This window comes from Homoserinimonas flava, from assembly GCF_054969005.1.
The window spans coordinates 533,577-551,930 of record NZ_JBUEQS010000003.1 but is presented as its reverse complement, the minus strand read 5'-3'; the positions used below and the strand labels follow the sequence as shown (position 1 = coordinate 551,930).

Here is an 18,354-nt window from a genome sequence, read left to right as displayed (position 1 = left end):
CGGCTACTCTGCAGTGAGTTCGGGGGCCGGCTTCGCCGCAGTGATCTCAGCGGCGGGCTTTGCCGCGTTTGTCGCGGTCGCTGTCGCAAGAGGCATGAGAATGTCGTCGAGGAGTGAGTTGAGGAACTGATCGTCGATCGGCTCGTTCCAGATCGCACGGTGATGCATGATCGGCAGTGCGACGTCGGGAACCAGGTTGAGGTTGACTTCGGGGCCGACCTCACCGCGGGCAATTGCCCGCATGATCGGACGCTGCGTTGCCTCGCGCACGTTCTCCTGGGTTTCTTGACGCATCAGACGAAACACCGTCTCGTCGCGCTGAGCGCCATCCATGAGCGCAATGATGAGTCGGCGATTGTCGCGCAGCATCGAGGCGGCCGCTTCAAGCACGACGTGCAGTTCTGGCCGAAGTCCGCCCAGGTCGCCCGGGTCGTGCGGTCGTTGGCCGCCGAACGACATTTCGATCGCTCCGCGGATCAAGTCAGCTTTTGTGGGCCAGCGGCTGTAGAGCGTGGCCTTTGACGCCTTCGCCGTTGCGGCGATCGCGTCGATCGTGACCCCTTCGATTCCGTGGGCCGCGACAAGTTCGAGGACGACTCGCTGGATGTCCTCTTTGCGCTCGAGCCCGCGAGAACGCGGCACAACAGCGTCGGATTTTGGCTTGACTTTTGTCATCCTGATAAAAATCCTCGTCTGTATCGTCTGAGTATCGTCAGAACGGTTGTGTATCGCGAATTTCGTGCACAAACACATGACTGAACGCCTCGAAGATACGAAACCGTTCAGCAAATTCAGCCTACACGCACCGAAGTCCTGCCGGGAGAGTTGCGCTGAGATTTGAGCCTCGCATCCGCAAGGTAAGGAGCGCTCCCACGCAACTCTGGGGGGCGCACATCGCTGCCTCGACCTGAGCTGACACGGGGTGCCGATGAAGTGACATCCAGCGATTCTTGCCGATATAGTGCAGCGACCCGACTAGTAAGACCACGACAAGGACGTCTGTGAACAATTCCTCAGCGGTCGTCACCGTCGACGGCATCGCAAAGCGATTCGATGGGGTGCGAGCCCTCCAGGATGCGCGACTTGAGCTTCGCGCAGGCGAAATCCATGCGCTGCTCGGCGAAAACGGTGCCGGCAAGTCAACACTGATCAAGATCCTCACCGGGCTGCTTCCGCCCGATGCGGGAACCATCGAGGTCAACGGCGAGCCTGTGCGCTTCCGCACTGTGCACCAGGCCGCTCAGGCCGGCATCGTTGCGCTCTATCAGGAGGTCGCAATCGTTCCGACGCTGAGCGTCGCGGAGAACATTTTGCTCGGAGGTCACTCGCCGAGCACCGCGGGCTTTGTGCGCTGGAGTGGGGTCAAACGCATCGCGGGCGAGCAGCTTGAGCGCCTGGGGCAGCGAATCCCACTCGACCGTCTCGCCGGTTCGCTCTCACCAGTGCAGAAGACGATGGTCGCGCTGGCACGCGCGCTGCAACGACAGGCGCGGGTCCTCATCCTCGACGAACCAACGGCGGCTCTCACGGACGTCGAGTCGGCTCGGCTCTTCGAGGTATTGAACTCGCTCAGAGACCAAGGTGTCGCCGTCCTCTACATTTCACACCGGCTCGAGGAGGTCTTCGAGCTCTGCGACCGCTACACCGTCATGCGCAACGGCAGCACCGTCGCAACTGGCGAGATCGCGGGCACAACCGTCGATGATGTCATCCGCGCCATGGTTGGGCGCGAACCTGACGAGCTGTATCCAGACCGGGCGACAGCCGTGGGCGAGGTCGTGCTGCGAGCAAAGGACCTCACTGGCGCGAGGGTGCGCGAGGCGAATCTGGATGTGCGGATGGGCGAGATCGTCGGCATCGGCGGGCTCGCCGGATCCGGGCGCAGTGAATTGCTGCGACTCCTCGCGGGGGCACAGCGCCGCACCTCCGGCACGGTCAGCGTGCCAGCCGAAACGCCGGTGCGCAGCGGAGTTGGCGGTGCTCTCGCAGCGGGGGTCGCCTACGTTCCTGAGGAGCGTCGCAGCGAGGGCGTGAGCCTCGGCACGTCGATCCAAGACAACATCGCGACCGCAAATCTCCCGGCGGTCAGCACCGCCGGATTCGTTTCGGAGCGGAGGGTGACCGAGCTCGCGCGCGCCTCGATCGACTCGCTGGGCATCCGTGCCCGCGGCCCCAAGCAGGCCGCCGGTGAGCTCTCGGGCGGCAACCAACAGAAGGTGGTGCTCGCAAAGGCTCTTGCCCGCTCACCACGGGTGCTGCTCATCGACGAACCGACCAGGGGTGTCGATGTCGGCGCTCGCGCCGACCTATACCGCCGCATTCGCAGCCTTGCCGAAGAGGGCACCGCTGTCGTGATCGTCAGCTCAGACCTGCCCGAACTGACAGGCCTTGCTGACCGGGTGCTCGTCATGCGAGACGGCTCCATAGTTTCCGAGCTTCGTGCGGCAGATGCCGACCACGAGACGCTCATTGCACAGTTCTACGGAAGGGCCTCCTGATGACCGAAATCCAGACCGCGAGCGCCAGGCTTCGGCTCGGCAACCTGGGCCGCACGCTCGCACAGGGCGGCACGCTGATCGCCCTCATCGCGCTGATCGCCCTCTTCGGCATCCTGAAGCCTGAGGTGTTTCTCACGGTGAGCAACCTGCGAAACATCCTCGAACAGGTCGCCATCCTCGCGATTATCGCAACGGCGCAGACCGTGGTGATGGTGGCGGGTGACTTTGATCTCTCGGTTGGCGCGAATGCGACGCTGAGTGGTGCGGTCGTCGCGGTTGCCCTCGTGGCGGGGGTGTCTATTCCTCTCGCGATCGTGCTCGGCATCCTCACCGGAATCGCCGTCGGCGTGTTCAACGGTGCCCTCGTCGCAGGTCTGCGGCTCTCGCCCTTCATTGCGACGCTCGCCTCAATGACCACGGTCGGCGGGCTCGCCTTCGTGGTGACCAACGGCACCACGGTCTACGGCCTCCCCGAGGAGTTTCTCGTGATCGGCCAGAGTCGGCCGTTCGGCATCCCGGCGCCGATCTTCTTCGCCGTGGGCCTCGCCCTCCTCGTCTGGGTTGTGCTCCGCTTCACCAATCAGGGGCGCAGATGGTATGCCGTCGGCGGCAACGCTGAGGTTGCGCGGCTGTCTGGCATCGGGGTGCCCATGGCCCGGATCGTGGCGTTCAGCGTCGCTGGTCTCGGATCGGCGATCGGCGGGATCATCCTCGTGAGCCGCCTCGGCAATGCCAATCCGACCACAGCGAACAACTACATGCTGTTCGCCATCGCCGCCGTCTTCCTCGGCATGACGATGCTGCGCTCCGGCCAGGCGAACCTTCCCGGCACCATCGTCGGCGTGCTCATCATCGGCGTCATGAGCAACGGGCTCAACACGGTCGGCGTCGACTCATACGTTCAGCAGGTACTCACTGGGCTCATCATCATCGCTGCCGTCGCTCTCTCTGCTGTACGCACCCGCAATCACCAATGATCAATGGAGGCTCATTAATGAAACGCAAAGCACTCGCACTCGGAGCGGTACTCGCCGCATCCGTTCTCGCACTCTCCGCATGCTCGTCGGGCGGCGGCTCTGGGGATGACTCTGGTGACGACACCATCAGGGTCGCCGCCTTCAGCGCCGGCTACGCGAGCCCCGCCATCAAGTACGTCGTCGACCAGTTCCAGGCCGAAGCAGAGGCGCTCGGTTGGGAAGTTCAGCTCAACACGACCAACGACGACTACGACGCGCTCAACAGCTACATGACGACCGCCGTCGACCAGGACTACGACGCGTTCTTCTTGGCCGGCTTTGACCCGCGCGCCTCGAACGTCGGCATCACTGCGGCGAACGATGCCGAGATCCCAGTGTTCGCGATCGATGGTGATCCGGAACAGAACGACGTGTTCACACTCGATGTGGTCTCCGACCAGGCCGACCTCGCTGCGCTGTCGTTCCAGGGGCTCGAGTCTGCGCTCGGCGACCTCGAGGGCAAGAACATCGCGCTCATCAGCTTCGACCTCTCGCTGACCATCTCGGCCCGCACCGCGATCCTTGAGGAGTCGCTCGCCGAAGCGGGCGCCAACGTGGTCGACGTGCACAAAGTGGCCCACATCGGCGAATCGCTCGACGATTCGCTCGCCCACGTCAAGGACTACCTGCAGGCCAACCCCGGCACGGTGGATGCTGTCTGGGCCGGGTGGGCACCAGCGGCCCTCGGCGCCTTCCAGGCGGTTGCCGAATCTGGCGAGAATGTCACGGTCGTCAGTGCCGACACCATGGGCGCGATCAACGAGATCATCGCCGGCGGTGGCCCCTTCGCCGCGACGGCGATGCAGGACTGGGACACCGCGGTCGATGAGCTGATGGCCGGGATGACGACCCACTTCGAGGGCGGAACTCTCGAATCGAACTTCGTCACCGTGCCGGGCATCTACATCGACCCGTCCAACGCGGCGGACATCGACCCAGGGTACTGATTCCAGGCACGAAACACTGATTCGCATTGCGCGGCCCCGGAGAGACACCAGCGCTCTCCGGGGCCGCGTGCGTCACCGACAGTATCGACTATGTCTCGCGCTAGAGCTCGTCGCTCGGCATGAGAAGCCACAGCACGAGGTAGATGAGAGAAGTGCTGCGAACGCCTCAGAGTTGGCGTGCCCATTCGCCTGCCCGCTCGATCTCCCCGTCGATAAGCGGGCCAGCGTAGTCGTGCACCCGGAAGGTCTTCGCCTTCACCGTCGTGTCGAAGCCCAGTGACCGGAGCTCGTGCCGGATGGCCTTCGCCGCCGACCCCGGCAGACGCGGGGCATTGACCCTGGTGTCGAAGGCGGCAGCGCGGATTGGTGCGTCAAGGGTCGGCAACGACGCCAACCACTCACGGATGCCCCGCTCCGGAGCATTCGGCGCACTGTTCTGTTCTACGGCGCCACGCCGCGTGCTCGGTCGTGTCATCGAAAACGCGTGGGTCGGCCCGCCGGCGATGACGAGCTGAAACCCGGTCACGTCGGTCGGCGCCGCATCCGCCTCGACGAGTTCCACCGGCATCCGCTTCTTCAATTCGTGCGCGATCGCGCGGGCGACCTGTTCCGTGTTACCCCACAACGTCTCGAATACGACGAGCGCGCGCGTCGGTTTGGGTGTGAGCGATGACTTCATGACGCGTCCCCGACCAGCGCCGAGAGGCGGGAAACCCCGATCGGCTCCTCCGCCAGCAGCGGGATGATCGCGCTGCGATGAGCGACTTGCTCGACCCGCGCAATCTGTTCGAGTTCGGCGCGGGCCCGCGTGCGCAAGAATCGCGAGCGCGGGCCGGCGGCGGCCACCGAATTATTCACAACCCACGCCCACGGGTGGATGCCCGCCCGCTCGAGGTCGCGTTGCAGCCCCTCTGCCTCGAGCACTGGCGTGGTCTCGGGCAGCGTGACAAGGATCACCTTGGTCTGGGCCGGGTCCTGCAGCCGCATGAGGGGGGTCGTGAAGCCGAGGTTCGCCTCCCCCATCTGGCGTGCGATCTCGCGATGGTACGAGCCAGCGGTATCGAGCAGCAAGAGCGTATGGCCCGTTGGTGCCGTGTCGATGACGACGAACTTGCGTCGTGATTCGTGCACGGCGCGGGAGAACTGTTGAAAGACGGCGACCTCCTCCGTGCACGGCGACATGAGGTCTTCTGCGAGCGCCGAGCGCCCCTCCTCGTCGAGGTCCCTTCCCTTGGTCGCCATCACGTGGGTGCGGTACTGCTCGAGGGCACTCACGGGATCGATCCTCGACACCGTAAGCCCGTCGACGGAGCCCTCGAGCGTCTCCGTGAGATGTGCGGCCGGGTCGGTCGTCGTCAGCAGGACCTCATGGCCGCGCTGCGCCAACGCAACAGCGATCGCGGCCGCCACTGTGGTCTTGCCAACGCCGCCCTTGCCCATGCACATCACAAGCCCGGCGCCATCCGTTTCGATCTGGGCAACGAGGTCGGCGAGCGGCGCGACGGGCACGGGCACGGATGCGTCTTCGTCGACGTCTGCGTTGTCGCCGACGGCGGCAGGTTCGGATGGAGCGAACAGCATCCGCAAGGCCCCCAGGCCTACGAGATTGCCGGTCTTCAGCTGGATCGTCTCGCGAGGCAGTGTTCCCACTGTTGGCGGGATGGCGGCGAGCGCCGCGGTCTCCCGACTCCGCAGGGCGACGGCGATCGGTTCATCACCGGCGGCCAACGGAAGCACTCCGTTGATGACGACATGCGCGTCGACCATCCCCACGGTCGCGAGCTCGGCGAACGTGCGCTCGATCTCGTTGAGGGCGGATGTCTGGGGTCGAGCCACGAGCACCAGCCTGGTTCGCGCGGGGTCGGTGAGCGCGTCGACGGCTGCCGCGTAGGTCGCCTTCTGCTTCTCGAGCCCGGCGAGCGGGCCGAGGCAGGAAGCGTCTCCACCAGTAGCGAGGAAGTCGGTCCACGACCCCGGCAGTTGCAGCAGCCGGATGGTGTGCCCAGTTGGTGCGGTATCGAAGATGATGTGGTCAAAGTGGCCATACGTGTCGTCGTGAGTGAGCAGGTTCGTGAACTCGTCGAACGAGGCGATCTCGGTCGTGCACGACCCCGACAGGCTCTCAACCATGCCGGCGACCTCCGGCTCGGGCAGCATGCCGCGGATCGGTGCGATGATGCGCTCGCGATAAGCCTCGACCGCCTGCTCCGGATCGATCTCGAGGGCGGAGAGCCCCGGCACCTCGGTCACGGCCGTGATCGTGTTGCCGATGGCAATGCCGAAAACCTGGCCGATATTGGAGGCCGGGTCCGTGCTCACCAGCAACACCCGGCTGCCCCCAGAGACGAGATGCACCGCCGTCGCACAGGCGACCGAGGTCTTGCCGACCCCGCCTTTGCCGGTAAAGAACAAGAACCTTGGAGGACGTTCAAGAAATCGCATGGTCGCCCAAGGGTGTCATGCGCCCATCCGCTGGGCAACTGCGGAGACGAGGGGATTTGAACCCCTGGTCCCCTTAAGGGGACTCCACCTTAGCAGGGTGGTGCACTCGGCCGGACTATGCGACGTCTCCAGTACGTCGACAATCATAGCGGCACACTCGCGACAAACCGATTCGAGCGAGCACGGCCCCCACGGGGCATCCGGAGTCGCCTAGTTGTTGACCTTCGCGCACGTGTTCTGCGCTGCGGATTGGCCAAGCAGCCCCTCGATCACCTGCGGCTCCGGGTCGGCTGAGGCTTCGGGCTCGGCTGAGGCTTCTGGTGCGGCCGAAGCGTCTGGGTCGGCTGGCGTCTCGGCCTCAGGCTCGGCGGGAGGAGTGCTCGCCTCGGCGTCCGGGTTGTCGGTAGAGCCAACCCCTGTGCGCTCGGCGGTGAACGGCACATCCGCCTGCAGTGCCTCGACGAGATCGCGCGCAACGCTCTCGATGGGCGCGACCTTGCCCTCGTACACCCCACCGACGCCGGTCGTCGACGGGTATTGCACGAAGGTGATGCGCTCGAGATCCATATTGCGGAACACCCCGGCCATCGAGACGAGCGTCGAGACGTTGGTCATGCTGTTCGAGAGTGTCATCGACTGGGTCGCGGCGGTGGCGATGCGGTACAGGGTTGTCGGGTCGTTGAGCACCCCATCCTCGGTGACCTTGCGCATGAGCGCAGACATGAACACCTGCTGGGTGCTGATGCGGCCGAGGTCGCTGCCATCGCCGACACCGTAGCGGCTGCGGAGGAACGCGAGCGCGTCGTGACCTTCGAGCGTCCAGTCGCCAGCACTCGGCAGGTTGATGCCAGCCTGCCGGTCGATGAGCGGGCCGGTCGTGCAGACCGTGACGCCGCCGACCGCCGTCGACATGTTGACGACACCGTTGAAGGTGATCATGGCGGCGAATGGGATGTCGAGCCCCGTGAGTTCTTCGATCGTGAGCACGGCACACGGCAGGCCGCCGTAGTAGAGCGCCTCGTTGAGGGGGCGTGCGCTCATCGCCGAGTTGTTGCCCTCGCCGTCTTCGCGCGGGCACGACGGGATGGGCACGACGAGGTCGCGCGGAAAGCTGACGATGGTCGCGTTGCTGTGGTCGGCGGAGATGTGCACGAGAATGTTGACGTCGTTGAGTTCGGCTTGGCGATCGCGACATCCGCCCTCCGCCTCGCAGACGTCGCTCCCCACGATGAGCACGTTGAAGCCACCCTCAAATGAGCTCAGGTCGGGTGGCGGGCCGTCTTCTTCGCCGACAAGGGCTACCGAGGTGATGCTGCCCTCGATCTGCTGCACCGTGATGCTCGCAATGGCAACACCACTGACGAGCACGACGACGAGTGCCGCGCCGATGAGTTTGAGCAGGCCGACCATCGTGTTGGGCCGTCGCAGTCGACCGTGCTGCGCGATCACGCTGGGCGCGCGCCGTGTCGTGGGTGTGCGGCTCACTGGACCCCATTCGTGCTGTCGTGCAACTGCGATGTGGCGGAGGGCGTGGGATTCGAACCCACGAGACATTTCTGCCCACCAGTTTTCAAGACTGGCTCCATCGGCCGCTCGGACAGCCCTCCCGGAGTATCCCCCGAAGCCCGATTCTAACGGATGCTCGAAGTCTTCTAGCGGATGCTGGCGAGCGTCGTCGCAAGACCGTCGTCAAGATCGTTGCCGGTCACCTCGTTGGCGACGGCTTTTACCTCGTCTGGCGCCTGCCCCATGGCGACACCGCGGCCGAGGGTGGCGGCCCATTCGAGCATCTCGATGTCGTTGCGCCCGTCACCGACCGCGGCGATGCGGGAGCGCGGCCAGTCGAGCCATTCGCGCACGCGCTCCATGCCGGTGGCCTTGTTGACACCGTCTGGGGCGATGTCGAGCCACGCCGTCCATCCGATGTTGTAGCTCACCTTGTGCAGGCCGATCTCTTCGACGATGCCGAGGAACTCCTCCTGGTCGTGCTCGAACGACAGCACGACAACGCGGGTCGCTTCGAGGCCGAGCAGCTGCTCGAACGGCACCTGTGTGCTCGAGATGCCGAGTGAGGCATTCGGAAAATCGCCGACATAGCGATAGTGGCCGTCTTCATCTTCGACCGCGAAGCTCGCACCTTGGAGCCGGTTGTGGATGGCGGTGAGCACGCTCGTCGGGTTGAAGGTTTCGAGGTGCGCCCTGGTGTAGCCGTTCGGGGCTGCCGGATCGCGACGCATCGTCACGGCGCCGTTGGAGCAGACAAGGTATTCGGGGGTGATGCCGAGCATCTTGATGATCGGCAGGGTCATCGAGACGGCACGGCCCGTCGCGATCATGACCTCGTGGCCGGCATCGCGCACGCGCTTGACCTCGCGGGTGACCGCATCGGTCACGACCCCGTCTTGCAGCAGGATGGTGCCGTCGACGTCGAGGACGACGAGCCAGGGTTCGCTCACCGGGCCACCGGCTCCAGCACCTCGAGGCCGCCGAGATATGGCTGCAGGGCGGCGGGCACGCGCACCGAACCATCCGCCTGCTGATGGGTTTCGAGGATCGCGACCAACCAGCGCGTCGTCGCGAGGGTGCCGTTCAGTGTCGCAACCGGCGTCGTCCTGCCCGACTCGGTGCGGGTGCGGATGTCGAGGCGCCTGGCCTGGTAGGTGGTGCAGTTCGACGTGCTCGTGAGCTCGCGGTAGGTGCCCTGCGTCGGCACCCAAGCCTCGATGTCGTATTTGCGGGCGGCACTCGAACCGAGGTCGCCGGCGGCCACGTCGATGACGCGGTAGGAGAGCTCGCAGGCCTGCAGCATCGCCTCCTGGAACGCGACGAGACGGTCGTGCTCGGCTTCGGCATCCTCGGCGAGCACGTAACTGAACATCTCAAGCTTGTTGAACTGGTGCACGCGCAGGATGCCGCGGTTGTCTTTGCCCGCCGAGCCCGCCTCGCGGCGGTAGCAGGTCGACCACCCGGCGTAGCGGATGGGGCCATCGCTGAGGTCGAGGATCTCGTCGGCGTGATAGCCGGCGAGCGCGACCTCGCTTGTGCCCGTGAGGTAGAGGTCGTCGGCGGGGAGGTAGTAGATCTCGTCCGAGTGCTCACCGAGGAACCCGGTGCCGGCCATGACCTCAGGCCGCACCAGGGTCGGGGTGATGAGCGGCACGAAATCTTCGGCAATCGCCTTGTCGAGGGCCATGTTCATGAGGGCCAGCTCGAGGCGTGCACCGACACCACGAAGAAAGTAGAAGCGGCTGCCAGACACCTTCACCCCGCGTGGGATGTCGATCGCACCCAGCAGTTCGCCGAGTTCGGCATGGTCACGCGGTTCGAAGTCGAACGATGCCCGCTCCCCCACTTCGCGCAGTGTCGTGAAGTTCTCTTCGCCGCCGGAGGGCACACCATCGACAATGGGGTTCTGGATGGCGCCCGCGATGCGGGTGAAGTCGGCCTCAGCATCCGTCGCCGTTTGCGCGAGCTCTTTGACGCGCGCCGCCATCTGCTGTGCCTGGGTGAGCAGCGCCTGCTTCTCTTCGCCCTTCGCCTGCGCCACCTGCTTGCCGAAGGCCTTTTGTTCGGCGCGGAGCGACTCGGATTCGGCAATCGCCCTGCGGCGACGCCGGTCGGCATCGAGGGCGTCATCAACGAGGTCGACGGACGAGCCGCGAGCCTGCTGGGAGGTTTTCACGGCGTCGGGGTTGTCACGAAGCAGTTGCGGGTCGATCACACTCCCAGTCTATTCGGGCGCGCCATGTCGTACCTTGGACGCGTGGCCACCTCACCGCGACGCGCAGCCGTCGTCTACAACCCCATCAAGGTCGACATCGACGCCCTCCGCGCGGTCGTGAAGTCCGCCGAGGAATCTGCCGGGTGGGAGCCGACGCTCTGGTTCGAGACGTCAGAAGACGATCCCGGCATCGGTCAGGCAAAAGATGCGGTGGCGCAGGGCGCCAGTGTGGTGATGGCGGCTGGTGGCGATGGCACCGTGCGGTGTGTCGCCGAAGGCATTCATACGACGGATGCTCGGCTCGCCCTTCTCCCCTCCGGCACCGGCAATCTGCTCGCCCGCAACCTCAGCCTCACGCTCGACAACCTTGAGCATTCGGTCGAAACAGCCTTCACCGGCAAGGATCGCGCCATCGACCTCGGTGAGCTCGTGGCGGAGCGACCGGATGGCTCCCGCGAGAAGTTCATGTTCCTCGTCATGGCCGGTGTCGGTCTCGATGCGCAGATGATTGCGAACACCAACCCTGAGCTGAAGAAGAAGGTCGGCTGGCTCGCCTACGTCGATGCGATCGTGCGTTCGCTCCGCGGCAATACCCGCCTACGCATGCGCTTCAGTGTCGACGGTTCGCCGGCTCGCACCATGACAGCCCACACCGTGCTCGTCGGCAACTGCGGTTCGCTGCCCGGCAACATCCTGCTCCTGCCGGAGGCGGCCGTCGATGACGGCATCTTCGACGTCGTCGCGCTGCGACCGCAGGGGATCATCGGCTGGCTGCAGATCTGGGTGAAGATCGTGTGGGAGAACGGTGTGCTGCGGCGCACGCAGGTGGGTCGCAAGTTCCTCAGCAAGACCAAAGAGGTGCGCACGCTTCGGTACGTCAAGGGGGCGACGTTTGTCGCACGCCTGAATCGGCCCGAGCCGTTTGAGCTCGATGGTGACGAATTCGGCACGGCCGTCGCGTTGAAGGCGACCGTGCTTCCCGGCGGCATCACCATTCGGGTGCCGGTGGACTCCTAAGCGCCTGCCCCTGAGGCAGCAGTTCGCTCGAGGAGCACCATCACTTCGTAATGCTTCGTGTGCGGGAACATGTCGAGCACCCGCCCCCGCCGAGCCGTGAATGACGGCATGGCGGCAAGATCGCGGGCAAGCGATTCAGCGTTGCAGCTCGAATAGATGACGTGCTGCACGGTCGACCCCTCGAGCAGCTCGGCGAGTTCGGCGCCAATGCCGCGCCTCGGCGGGTTCACGATGACGAGCTCTGGTGACGCTGCCACCGCCTCAGTGGCGAAGGCCGTGGCATCCGCCGCCCAGAACTCTGCGTCGATGCCGGATGCCGCGGCGCTCGCCCGCGCACTCTCAACAGCTTCGGGGCTCGTCTCGACGCCGACGACCCTGCGGCCGGGGGCGGCGCAGTGCAGCGCGAAGCCGCCGACCCCGCAGTAGAGGTCCCACAGCGACGCGGGTGCGATGTCGTCGACCCAGTCGACCGCCTGCGCGTAGAGGGCCCGCGCAACCTCGGTGTTGGTTTGAAAGAAGCTGCGGGTGCGCAGCTGCAACTCGATGCCGGTGGCGTTGGTGCCGCCAACAGCAGCGCCGAGTCGCATCGGCAGGGTGTCGCGTTCGCTGAGCACGATCTCACGCTCCCCCTCGAGCACGGCTTTGTGTTCCGGGTGGATGTTCACCGACACGACCGCAAGGGTCGGCACGACCGCCTGGAGCCAACCGAGCTGACTCCGCACCACCTCGACCGCGCGCTCGTGGGCGACGACGATGCGGAGCATGAGTTCGGCATCCGGCGACACCGTCACGATGAAGTACTTGAGCATGCCCCGCCGACCCGGCACGTCATAGGGTTCGAGCCCGCTGCGCGTGACGAACTCGGCGAGCGCTCCGAAGCATCCGCTGAGCTCGTCTGGGTAGAGCGGGCAGTCTTGCAGGTCGACGCCGAGCCCCTCACGGTCGAGGATGCCGAGGGTCGGGTGTGCGACAGAACCCGCCACGACGAGTTTTGCTTTGTTGCGAAAGCCCATTTCGGCGCTCCGCACTGGCGGCAGCCAGGCGAGCCCGCGCTGCGCGCTGAGGAGGCTGCGCACCTGCTGCTGCTTCGCCGCGAGCTGCGCGGGGTAGGGCTGCTCAAGCAGGGCGCAGGAGCGGCAACGGCGGGCGTCGAAGTGGTGGCAGTCGATCATGAGGGCTGCGAGCGCTCGGCGATCGCGCGCCGACGCCACGCTGCCGCGTGCCAGAAGAGCAGGCCGATGATGCCGAGGAGACCAGCCGTGACGATCGGGGCACCGAGCATGTAGACCGTCTGCATCAACACGACGTTGTAGGTGATCTCGAAGTCGGCCGAGTAGCCGTACGAGCCGCCCTGCACCCAGACGACCAGTGCGGTGCCGCCGAGCGTCAGCCCGAGCGAAAGCACCCACAACACGATCACGAAGGGGTTTGGCCGCGGTTCGGGGTGCTCGACCTCTGCGCGATCGCGTGCCGCCGCCTCCTGAGGAGCCGGCTCCGGTTCGCTGCCCGTCTCGGCGACTGCGCCGGGCTGAGCGGTACGCTGCGCGGCTGGCGGGGCACCGATCACGCTTCGCTGGGCCAACCCCTCTTCTGCACCGCCGCTGTAGCCTCGCTGGAAGGCGGCAGGGAACCTCGGGTCGACATTCGTCTCGTCGCTCACGTCTGCCTCTCCCCGGCTATTTCGCCGGTTCGCCAGCGATGAGCCCCCGAAGCCAGTCGCGGGCATCAGTGAACGCTGCGTCTTCGTATCGCGTCACGACGACGGGCTTCTGTCGGTCGGCCCGCGGGTACGAGCCGAGGAAGATCACGTTGGGGCTGAAACGCTTGAGACCGAGCAGGGCGTCGGCAACCCGTTCGTCAAGGATGTGCCCCTCGAGGTCGATCACGAAGCGGTAGCGACCGAGGGCATCACCGATCGGCCGAGACTCGATGAGGCTCATGTTGACACCGCGGGTCGCGAACTGCTCAAGCATTTCGAGCAGGCGGCCGGCCTGGTCGTCTGGCAGCTCGGCGATGAGGCTCGTCTTGTCGGCGCCCGTGCGCGGCGGCACCGGCACCGTGCGGCTCACCAACACGAAGCGCGTCATCGCGTTGGGGTTGTCGCCGATCTCAGCACCGAGCACCTCAACCCCGTGGTGGGCGGTGATGCCGGGCGGGGCGATTGCGGCATCCGCTGTGCCATTGTCGAAGAGGGATGCGGCCGCCGCGACATTCGATGACGCCGGAATGTGCGCGTGGTTGGGCAGGTGTGCGCCGAGCCACACGCTGCACTGCGCGTAGGCGACCGGATGCGCGTTGATGACCTTGACGTCGGCGAGAGTGGTGCCCGGCCGCGCCACGAGCACAAAGTTCACGTTGACGAGATACTCGCCGATGATGCGCAACCCCGGCATCGTCGCGAGGGCATCCTGTGTGGCGCTCACCCCGCCGTCGATCGAGTTTTCGATCGCGATCATCGCAGCAGTGCTCCGCCCGTCGAGCACATCGCGCAGCGCTTCGCCAACGTTATTGACGGGGCGCCAGGTCGCTCCGACCGCCTCGGGGACCTGCGCGAGGGCGGCCTCCGTGAAGGTGCCAGCAGGACCCAAATAGCTGAAGGTCTCGTGTGGCTTCAAATCAGGCATGGCACAGAGTCTATTTGTGGGCCACAGTAAAGGAATGAACCACCGCTCTGGAACCCCCGCCGAGCCCAGCGACCTCATCGACGTCGCCGAGCTGATCCATGCCTACTACGCCCTCACACCGGATGTCACGGTGCCAAGTCAGCGCGTCGTGTTCGGCACCTCTGGCCACCGTGGCTCGTCGCTCGACACCGCGTTCAACCAGCAGCACATCGCTGCCATCACGCAGGCGATCGTCGACTACCGGCGCAGCCAGGGCATCACCGGCCCCCTCTTCATCGGCCGTGACACGCACGCCCTCTCGCGCCCGGCCGAGACGACGGCGCTTGAGGTGCTCGTCGCCAACAGCATCGATGTGCGGGTCGACGAGTTTGCCGACTACGTGCCGACCCCGGCGCTCTCGCATGCGATCCTCCACTACAACGGCAGCGGGCCGACGGTCGGGTCGCAGCACAAGAACAGCGGGCCGGGCCTTGCTGACGGCATCGTCATCACGCCGAGCCACAACCCGCCCCGCGACGGTGGCTTCAAGTACAACCCGCCGCACGGCGGCCCGGCCGACAGCGATGCGACGAGTTGGATCGCCGAGCGCGCCAACGAACTCATCGCCGGCGGCAACGCCGATGTGCTTATGGCCGAGCCCACCGCGGTCGCAACCTACGACTTCCGCGGCGCGTATGTCGCCGACCTTGAGAATGCGATCGATATGGAGGCCATCCGCAGGGCGGGCGTTCGAATCGGTGCCGACCCGCTCGGTGGCGCGAGCGTGAACTACTGGGCGGCCATCAAGGAGCGCTACGACCTCGACCTCACGGTGGTGAACCCCGTCGTCGACCCCGCGTGGGCGTTCATGACCCTCGACTGGGATGGCAAGATCCGCATGGATCCGTCGTCGCCGTCGGCCATGGCATCCGTCGTGAAGCACAAAGACGACTTCGACCTGCTCACCGGCAACGACGCCGACGCCGACCGTCACGGCATCGTCACGCCCGACGGCGGGCTCATGAACCCCAACCACTTTCTCGCCGTCGCCATCAAATATCTCTATGAGCACCGCCCGCAGTGGTCGAAGGATGCTGCGATCGGCAAAACGCTCGTGTCGAGCACCATGATCGACCGGGTCGCCGCCTCGCTCGGTCGCGAGCTGCGCGAGGTGCCGGTCGGCTTCAAGTGGTTCGTGCCGGGACTGCTCGACGGTTCGGTCGCGTTCGGCGGCGAAGAGAGTGCTGGTGCAAGCTTCGTGCGTCTCGATGGCACCGTCTGGACGACCGACAAAGACGGCATCCTGCTGTGCCTGCTCGCTGCCGAAATGCTCGCCGTGACCGGCAAGACGCCATCGCAGCTCTACGCCGAGCTCGTCGAGGAGTTCGGCGACCCCGTCTATGAGCGCACGGATGCTGTCGCCACCACCGAGCAGAAGGCGGCGCTGTCGAAGCTCACCGGCGATGCGATCACGGCGACCGAGCTTGCGGGTGACCCCATCACGGCGAAGCTCAGCGAGGCGCCCGGCAATGGCGCGGCCATCGGCGGCGTGAAGGTCGTCACCGAGAACGCGTGGTTCGCAGCCCGCCCGAGCGGCACCGAAGACGTCTACAAGATCTACGCGGAATCATTCGTGGGCAAGGAGCACCTGCAGCGCGTGCAGCGGGAGGCGAAGGCGATCGTCGACGAGACCCTCGCGGGCTCGGCCTAAACGCCTGGCGCGTAGTCGGGCGCGGCCGGCAGACCGAAGAACTCTTCGAGCGTCGTGATGCCGGTCGCGTTGAGCTCGGCGGCGAGTTCGAGTCCGACATACCTGAAGTGCCAGGGCTCGTAGATGTACCCGGTGATCTCGGTCTTGTCGGCCGGGTATCGCAGGTGATAGCCAAACCGCCATGCATTCTGGGCGAGCCAGACGCCCTGCGCCGTCTCCCCGAAGCACGCTTCGATCGAACACACCTGCGGCGAAGCGATGATGTCGGCCGAGAGCCCAGTCTGGTGTTCGCTGTAGCCGGGAACGGCACTCTGCGCCCGTGCGCGCTCGAGGCCGAGCTGCCCGACGAGACGGTTGTGCAGCGACGTCTGCGTTTCGTATGAGCGGTAGGCGTTTTGCACCGCGAGCTGGCCGGCGCCCTCCGCGAGGGCAGCAGCAAACATCTGCTCGAGCGCCGTGGCGGCCTCGGCCCTAAGGAGCGCGTTTGCCGTATACGGCACATTCGCCGTGACGAGATCCTGCGGCACATAGTCGATCGGGTTGAGCGGGCGCAGCTTGTCACTGACGACCCAGATGCTGTTTGCGTCGTCGATCGAATGCAGGCTGCGGTTGAAGAATGACTTCGGCTTTTCGTCGGGATCGGCGGGCGTGGCACTCGGCGACGCTGTGGGCGTGCTCGAAGATGACGCAGACGCTGCCGGCTGCGCGGTCAACGCATCTTCGTGAGCGTCCGACCACCACGCGACACCGACAACGGTGGCGCCCGCGACGGCGATCACGGTGATGATCGCGGCAACCGTTCTGCGGCGGCGGGCGGCGGGCGAAGGCCCGCGGGCGTGTTGCATCGTGGTCACGTGCACAGTGTATTGGGCGGTGGTTTGGCGGGGTTTTGGGCGCCAGCGTGGGAGCGCTCCCAAGAATTTTCCTCCCCCTGAACTGGGGTTTTTCGTGGGCGCGCGAATTCGTTATTGACACAGTGATTTTGCGTCCCTAGGGTTGGCTCGATTCGTTGGGAGCGCTCCCACGACCCCGGTTTGGGAGCGCTCTCAGCGCCCAAACCCACCACGCACACAAAGGAGTGACCGTGAAACTTTCACGTGGCACCACCGCTGCAGTCGTCGCCGGCGCCGCAGCGTTCGCACTAGTCGCAACCGGATGCTCATCGTCAGCCGGAGGCGCCGATGGCGAGGACATCGAGCTCACCATCACCACGTTCGGCACCTTCGGATACGACGACCTCTACGCGGAGTACGAGGACGCCAACCCCGGCATCACCATCAACGCCACCAACATTGACACGGGCGGCAACGCCCGCACCGACGCGTTCACGAAGCTCGCGGCCGGCTCCGGTCTCTCCGACATCGTCGCGGTCGAGGAGGGATGGCTCGGTGCCATCCAAGAAGTCTCCGACCAGTTCGTCGACCTCCGCGAATACGGTGCTGACGACATCTCGGACCGCTGGGTCGACTGGAAGCTCGAGCAGGGCACCGACGCCGATGGCCGCATCATCGGCTACGGCACCGACATCGGCCCGACGGGGCTCTGCTACAACGGAGCGCTCTTCGAGGCCGCTGGCCTGCCGAGCGATCGCGAATCCGTCGCGGAGCTCTTCGGCGGAGACGACGCCACCTGGGAGCAGTACTTCGAGCTGGGCGAGCAGTATTACGACGCGACCGGCAAGGCCTGGTTCGACCACTCCGGCTTCGTCTGGAACTCGATCGTAAACCAGCTCGACGAGGGCTACTACACGGCCGACGGTGAACTCAACGTCGAAGACAACTCCGAGCTCAAGTCAGCGTTCCTCGAGCTCGCCGACGCCGCACAGTCCGGCCTCTCGGCCGACCAGGCAGCCTGGGACTGGGGCGGGGGCAAGGCCTTCGTTGATGGCACCTTCGCCACCTTCGTCTGCCCCGGCTGGATGCTCGGTGTCGTCGAGGGTCAGGTTGAAGCCGGCGGCGGCGACGCAAGCACCGGCTGGGACTTCGCTGATGTCTTTCCCGGCGGTGCCGGCAACTGGGGCGGCGCATTCCTGACCGTGCCGACGTCATCCGAGCACCCTGAGGAAGCTGCGGCGCTCGCTGCCTGGCTCACCGCCCCCGAGCAGCAGGTCAAGCAGTTCGAGGCCGCTGGCACGTTCCCGTCGACGACCGAGGCACAGGAGCAGCTCGCTGCCGATGCCGCCCCGAACGAGTTCTTCAACGATGCTCCCGTCGGCTCGATCCTCGCCTCGCGCGCCGAAGGCGTCGTGGCCCAGTTCAAGGGTCCGGATGACTCGCTCATCCAGGAGAACGTCTTCGGCCCAGCGCTGAAGTCGGTCGATGAAGGCACGAAGAACGGCGAGGAGGCCTGGAACGAGGCCATCACGCTGCTCAACGAGCTCGTCGAGCAGTAGCCGACGC

General features: G+C 65.7%; 16 protein-coding genes and 2 tRNA genes. 6 read left to right on the top strand and 12 right to left on the bottom strand.

The features are described 5' to 3' along the window. Positions 1-3: 3 nt before the first annotated feature. Positions 4-675, bottom strand: a complete 672-nt coding sequence (locus ACY48M_RS11540) for a TetR-like C-terminal domain-containing protein (protein WP_462820424.1) — start codon at positions 673-675, stop codon at positions 4-6. Between the two features lie 326 nt (positions 676-1,001). Between ACY48M_RS11540 and ACY48M_RS11535 the strand changes: the two genes are divergently transcribed. The 3 genes from ACY48M_RS11535 to ACY48M_RS11525 are packed head-to-tail and all read left to right on the top strand — an operon-like array spanning position 1,002 to position 4,461. Then, the gene (locus ACY48M_RS11535) at positions 1,002-2,498 is read left to right on the top strand and encodes a sugar ABC transporter ATP-binding protein (protein WP_462820423.1); all 1,497 of its coding nucleotides are present in this window, start codon (positions 1,002-1,004) and stop codon (positions 2,496-2,498) included. Further along, positions 2,498-3,475 carry an ABC transporter permease gene (locus tag ACY48M_RS11530; RefSeq protein ID WP_462820422.1) on the top strand — a complete coding sequence of 326 codons (978 nt, stop codon included), beginning with the start codon at positions 2,498-2,500 and terminating at the stop codon, positions 3,473-3,475. Before ACY48M_RS11535 ends, ACY48M_RS11530 begins: the two co-directional genes overlap by 1 nt. Before the next feature lie 17 nt (positions 3,476-3,492). Beyond that, positions 3,493-4,461: a sugar ABC transporter substrate-binding protein gene (locus ACY48M_RS11525; RefSeq protein ID WP_462820421.1), complete on the top strand. Its 969-nt coding sequence runs from the start codon at positions 3,493-3,495 to the stop codon at positions 4,459-4,461. 166 nt (positions 4,462-4,627) lie between these two features. Here the strand turns inward: ACY48M_RS11525 and ACY48M_RS11520 are convergent, their stop codons facing one another. From ACY48M_RS11520 to serS, 7 genes are all read right to left on the bottom strand, one after another. After that, on the bottom strand, positions 4,628-5,140 hold the full coding sequence (locus ACY48M_RS11520) for a flavodoxin family protein (protein WP_462820420.1): 513 nt from the start codon (positions 5,138-5,140) through the stop codon (positions 4,628-4,630). Next, positions 5,137-6,903: an arsenical pump-driving ATPase gene (gene arsA / locus ACY48M_RS11515; protein ID WP_462820419.1), complete on the bottom strand. Its 1,767-nt coding sequence runs from the start codon at positions 6,901-6,903 to the stop codon at positions 5,137-5,139. Before arsA ends, ACY48M_RS11520 begins: the two co-directional genes overlap by 4 nt. Before the next feature lie 41 nt (positions 6,904-6,944). Beyond that, a tRNA-Ser gene (locus ACY48M_RS11510) sits at positions 6,945-7,033 on the bottom strand. A gap of 80 nt (positions 7,034-7,113) precedes the next feature. Then, positions 7,114-8,388 carry an LCP family protein gene (locus tag ACY48M_RS11505; RefSeq protein ID WP_462820418.1) on the bottom strand — a complete coding sequence of 425 codons (1,275 nt, stop codon included), beginning with the start codon at positions 8,386-8,388 and terminating at the stop codon, positions 7,114-7,116. Between the two features lie 34 nt (positions 8,389-8,422). Further along, positions 8,423-8,510, bottom strand: a tRNA-Ser gene (locus ACY48M_RS11500). A 45-nt stretch (positions 8,511-8,555) separates the two neighbouring features. Further along, entirely contained in the window at positions 8,556-9,359 is an 804-nt protein-coding gene (locus ACY48M_RS11495; protein WP_462820417.1) for an HAD family hydrolase, read from the bottom strand. Beyond that, complete coding sequence (serS, locus tag ACY48M_RS11490) at positions 9,356-10,624, bottom strand: serine--tRNA ligase (protein WP_462820416.1); 1,269 nt, start codon at positions 10,622-10,624, stop codon at positions 9,356-9,358. Before serS ends, ACY48M_RS11495 begins: the two co-directional genes overlap by 4 nt. 42 nt (positions 10,625-10,666) lie before the next feature. On the opposite strand from serS, the gene ACY48M_RS11485 reads away from it, so the two are divergent. After that, a complete protein-coding gene (locus ACY48M_RS11485; RefSeq protein WP_462820415.1) occupies positions 10,667-11,641 on the top strand; it encodes a diacylglycerol/lipid kinase family protein in 975 nt (324 codons plus the stop codon). Here ACY48M_RS11485 and rlmC read toward each other — a convergent pair. The 3 genes from rlmC to pheA are packed head-to-tail and all read right to left on the bottom strand — an operon-like array spanning position 11,638 to position 14,265. Next, a complete protein-coding gene (gene rlmC, locus ACY48M_RS11480) occupies positions 11,638-12,810 on the bottom strand; it encodes a 23S rRNA (uracil(747)-C(5))-methyltransferase RlmC (RefSeq protein WP_462820552.1) in 1,173 nt (390 codons plus the stop codon). The genes ACY48M_RS11485 and rlmC overlap by 4 nt on opposite strands. After that, on the bottom strand, positions 12,810-13,301 hold the full coding sequence (locus ACY48M_RS11475) for a hypothetical protein (protein WP_462820414.1): 492 nt from the start codon (positions 13,299-13,301) through the stop codon (positions 12,810-12,812). Before ACY48M_RS11475 ends, rlmC begins: the two co-directional genes overlap by 1 nt. A gap of 16 nt (positions 13,302-13,317) precedes the next feature. Further along, positions 13,318-14,265, bottom strand: coding sequence for a prephenate dehydratase (pheA, locus tag ACY48M_RS11470; protein WP_462820413.1), 948 nt, complete (start codon positions 14,263-14,265; stop codon positions 13,318-13,320). Positions 14,266-14,299: 34 nt separating this feature from the next. Here pheA and pgm point away from each other — a divergent pair, with 34 nt between their 5' ends. After that, the gene (pgm, locus tag ACY48M_RS11465; RefSeq protein WP_462820412.1) at positions 14,300-15,955 is read left to right on the top strand and encodes a phosphoglucomutase (alpha-D-glucose-1,6-bisphosphate-dependent); all 1,656 of its coding nucleotides are present in this window, start codon (positions 14,300-14,302) and stop codon (positions 15,953-15,955) included. Here pgm and ACY48M_RS11460 read toward each other — a convergent pair. Next, the gene (locus tag ACY48M_RS11460; RefSeq protein WP_462820551.1) at positions 15,952-16,800 is read right to left on the bottom strand and encodes a M15 family metallopeptidase; all 849 of its coding nucleotides are present in this window, start codon (positions 16,798-16,800) and stop codon (positions 15,952-15,954) included. The two genes, pgm and ACY48M_RS11460, sit on opposite strands and share 4 nt — an antisense overlap. A 239-nt stretch (positions 16,801-17,039) precedes the next feature. Between ACY48M_RS11460 and ACY48M_RS11455 the strand changes: the two genes are divergently transcribed. Further along, complete coding sequence (locus ACY48M_RS11455; RefSeq protein ID WP_462820411.1) at positions 17,040-18,347, top strand: ABC transporter substrate-binding protein; 1,308 nt, start codon at positions 17,040-17,042, stop codon at positions 18,345-18,347. Positions 18,348-18,354: the final 7 nt, after the last annotated feature.

What these genes read in the sequence shown, in the direction of transcription:
- ACY48M_RS11540 (WP_462820424.1), bottom strand. Translation starts at nt 675, where the DNA reads ATGACAAAAGTCAAGCCAAAATCCGACGCTGTTGTGCCGCGTTCTCGC.
- ACY48M_RS11530 (WP_462820422.1), top strand. Translation starts at nt 2,498, where the DNA reads ATGACCGAAATCCAGACCGCGAGCGCCAGGCTTCGGCTCGGCAACCTG.
- ACY48M_RS11525 (WP_462820421.1), top strand. Translation starts at nt 3,493, where the DNA reads ATGAAACGCAAAGCACTCGCACTCGGAGCGGTACTCGCCGCATCCGTT.
- ACY48M_RS11520 (WP_462820420.1), bottom strand. Translation starts at nt 5,140, where the DNA reads ATGAAGTCATCGCTCACACCCAAACCGACGCGCGCGCTCGTCGTATTC.
- arsA (WP_462820419.1), bottom strand. Translation starts at nt 6,903, where the DNA reads ATGCGATTTCTTGAACGTCCTCCAAGGTTCTTGTTCTTTACCGGCAAA.
- pheA (WP_462820413.1), bottom strand. Translation starts at nt 14,265, where the DNA reads ATGCCTGATTTGAAGCCACACGAGACCTTCAGCTATTTGGGTCCTGCT.
- pgm (WP_462820412.1), top strand. Translation starts at nt 14,300, where the DNA reads ATGAACCACCGCTCTGGAACCCCCGCCGAGCCCAGCGACCTCATCGAC.
- ACY48M_RS11460 (WP_462820551.1), bottom strand. Translation starts at nt 16,800, where the DNA reads ATGCAACACGCCCGCGGGCCTTCGCCCGCCGCCCGCCGCCGCAGAACG.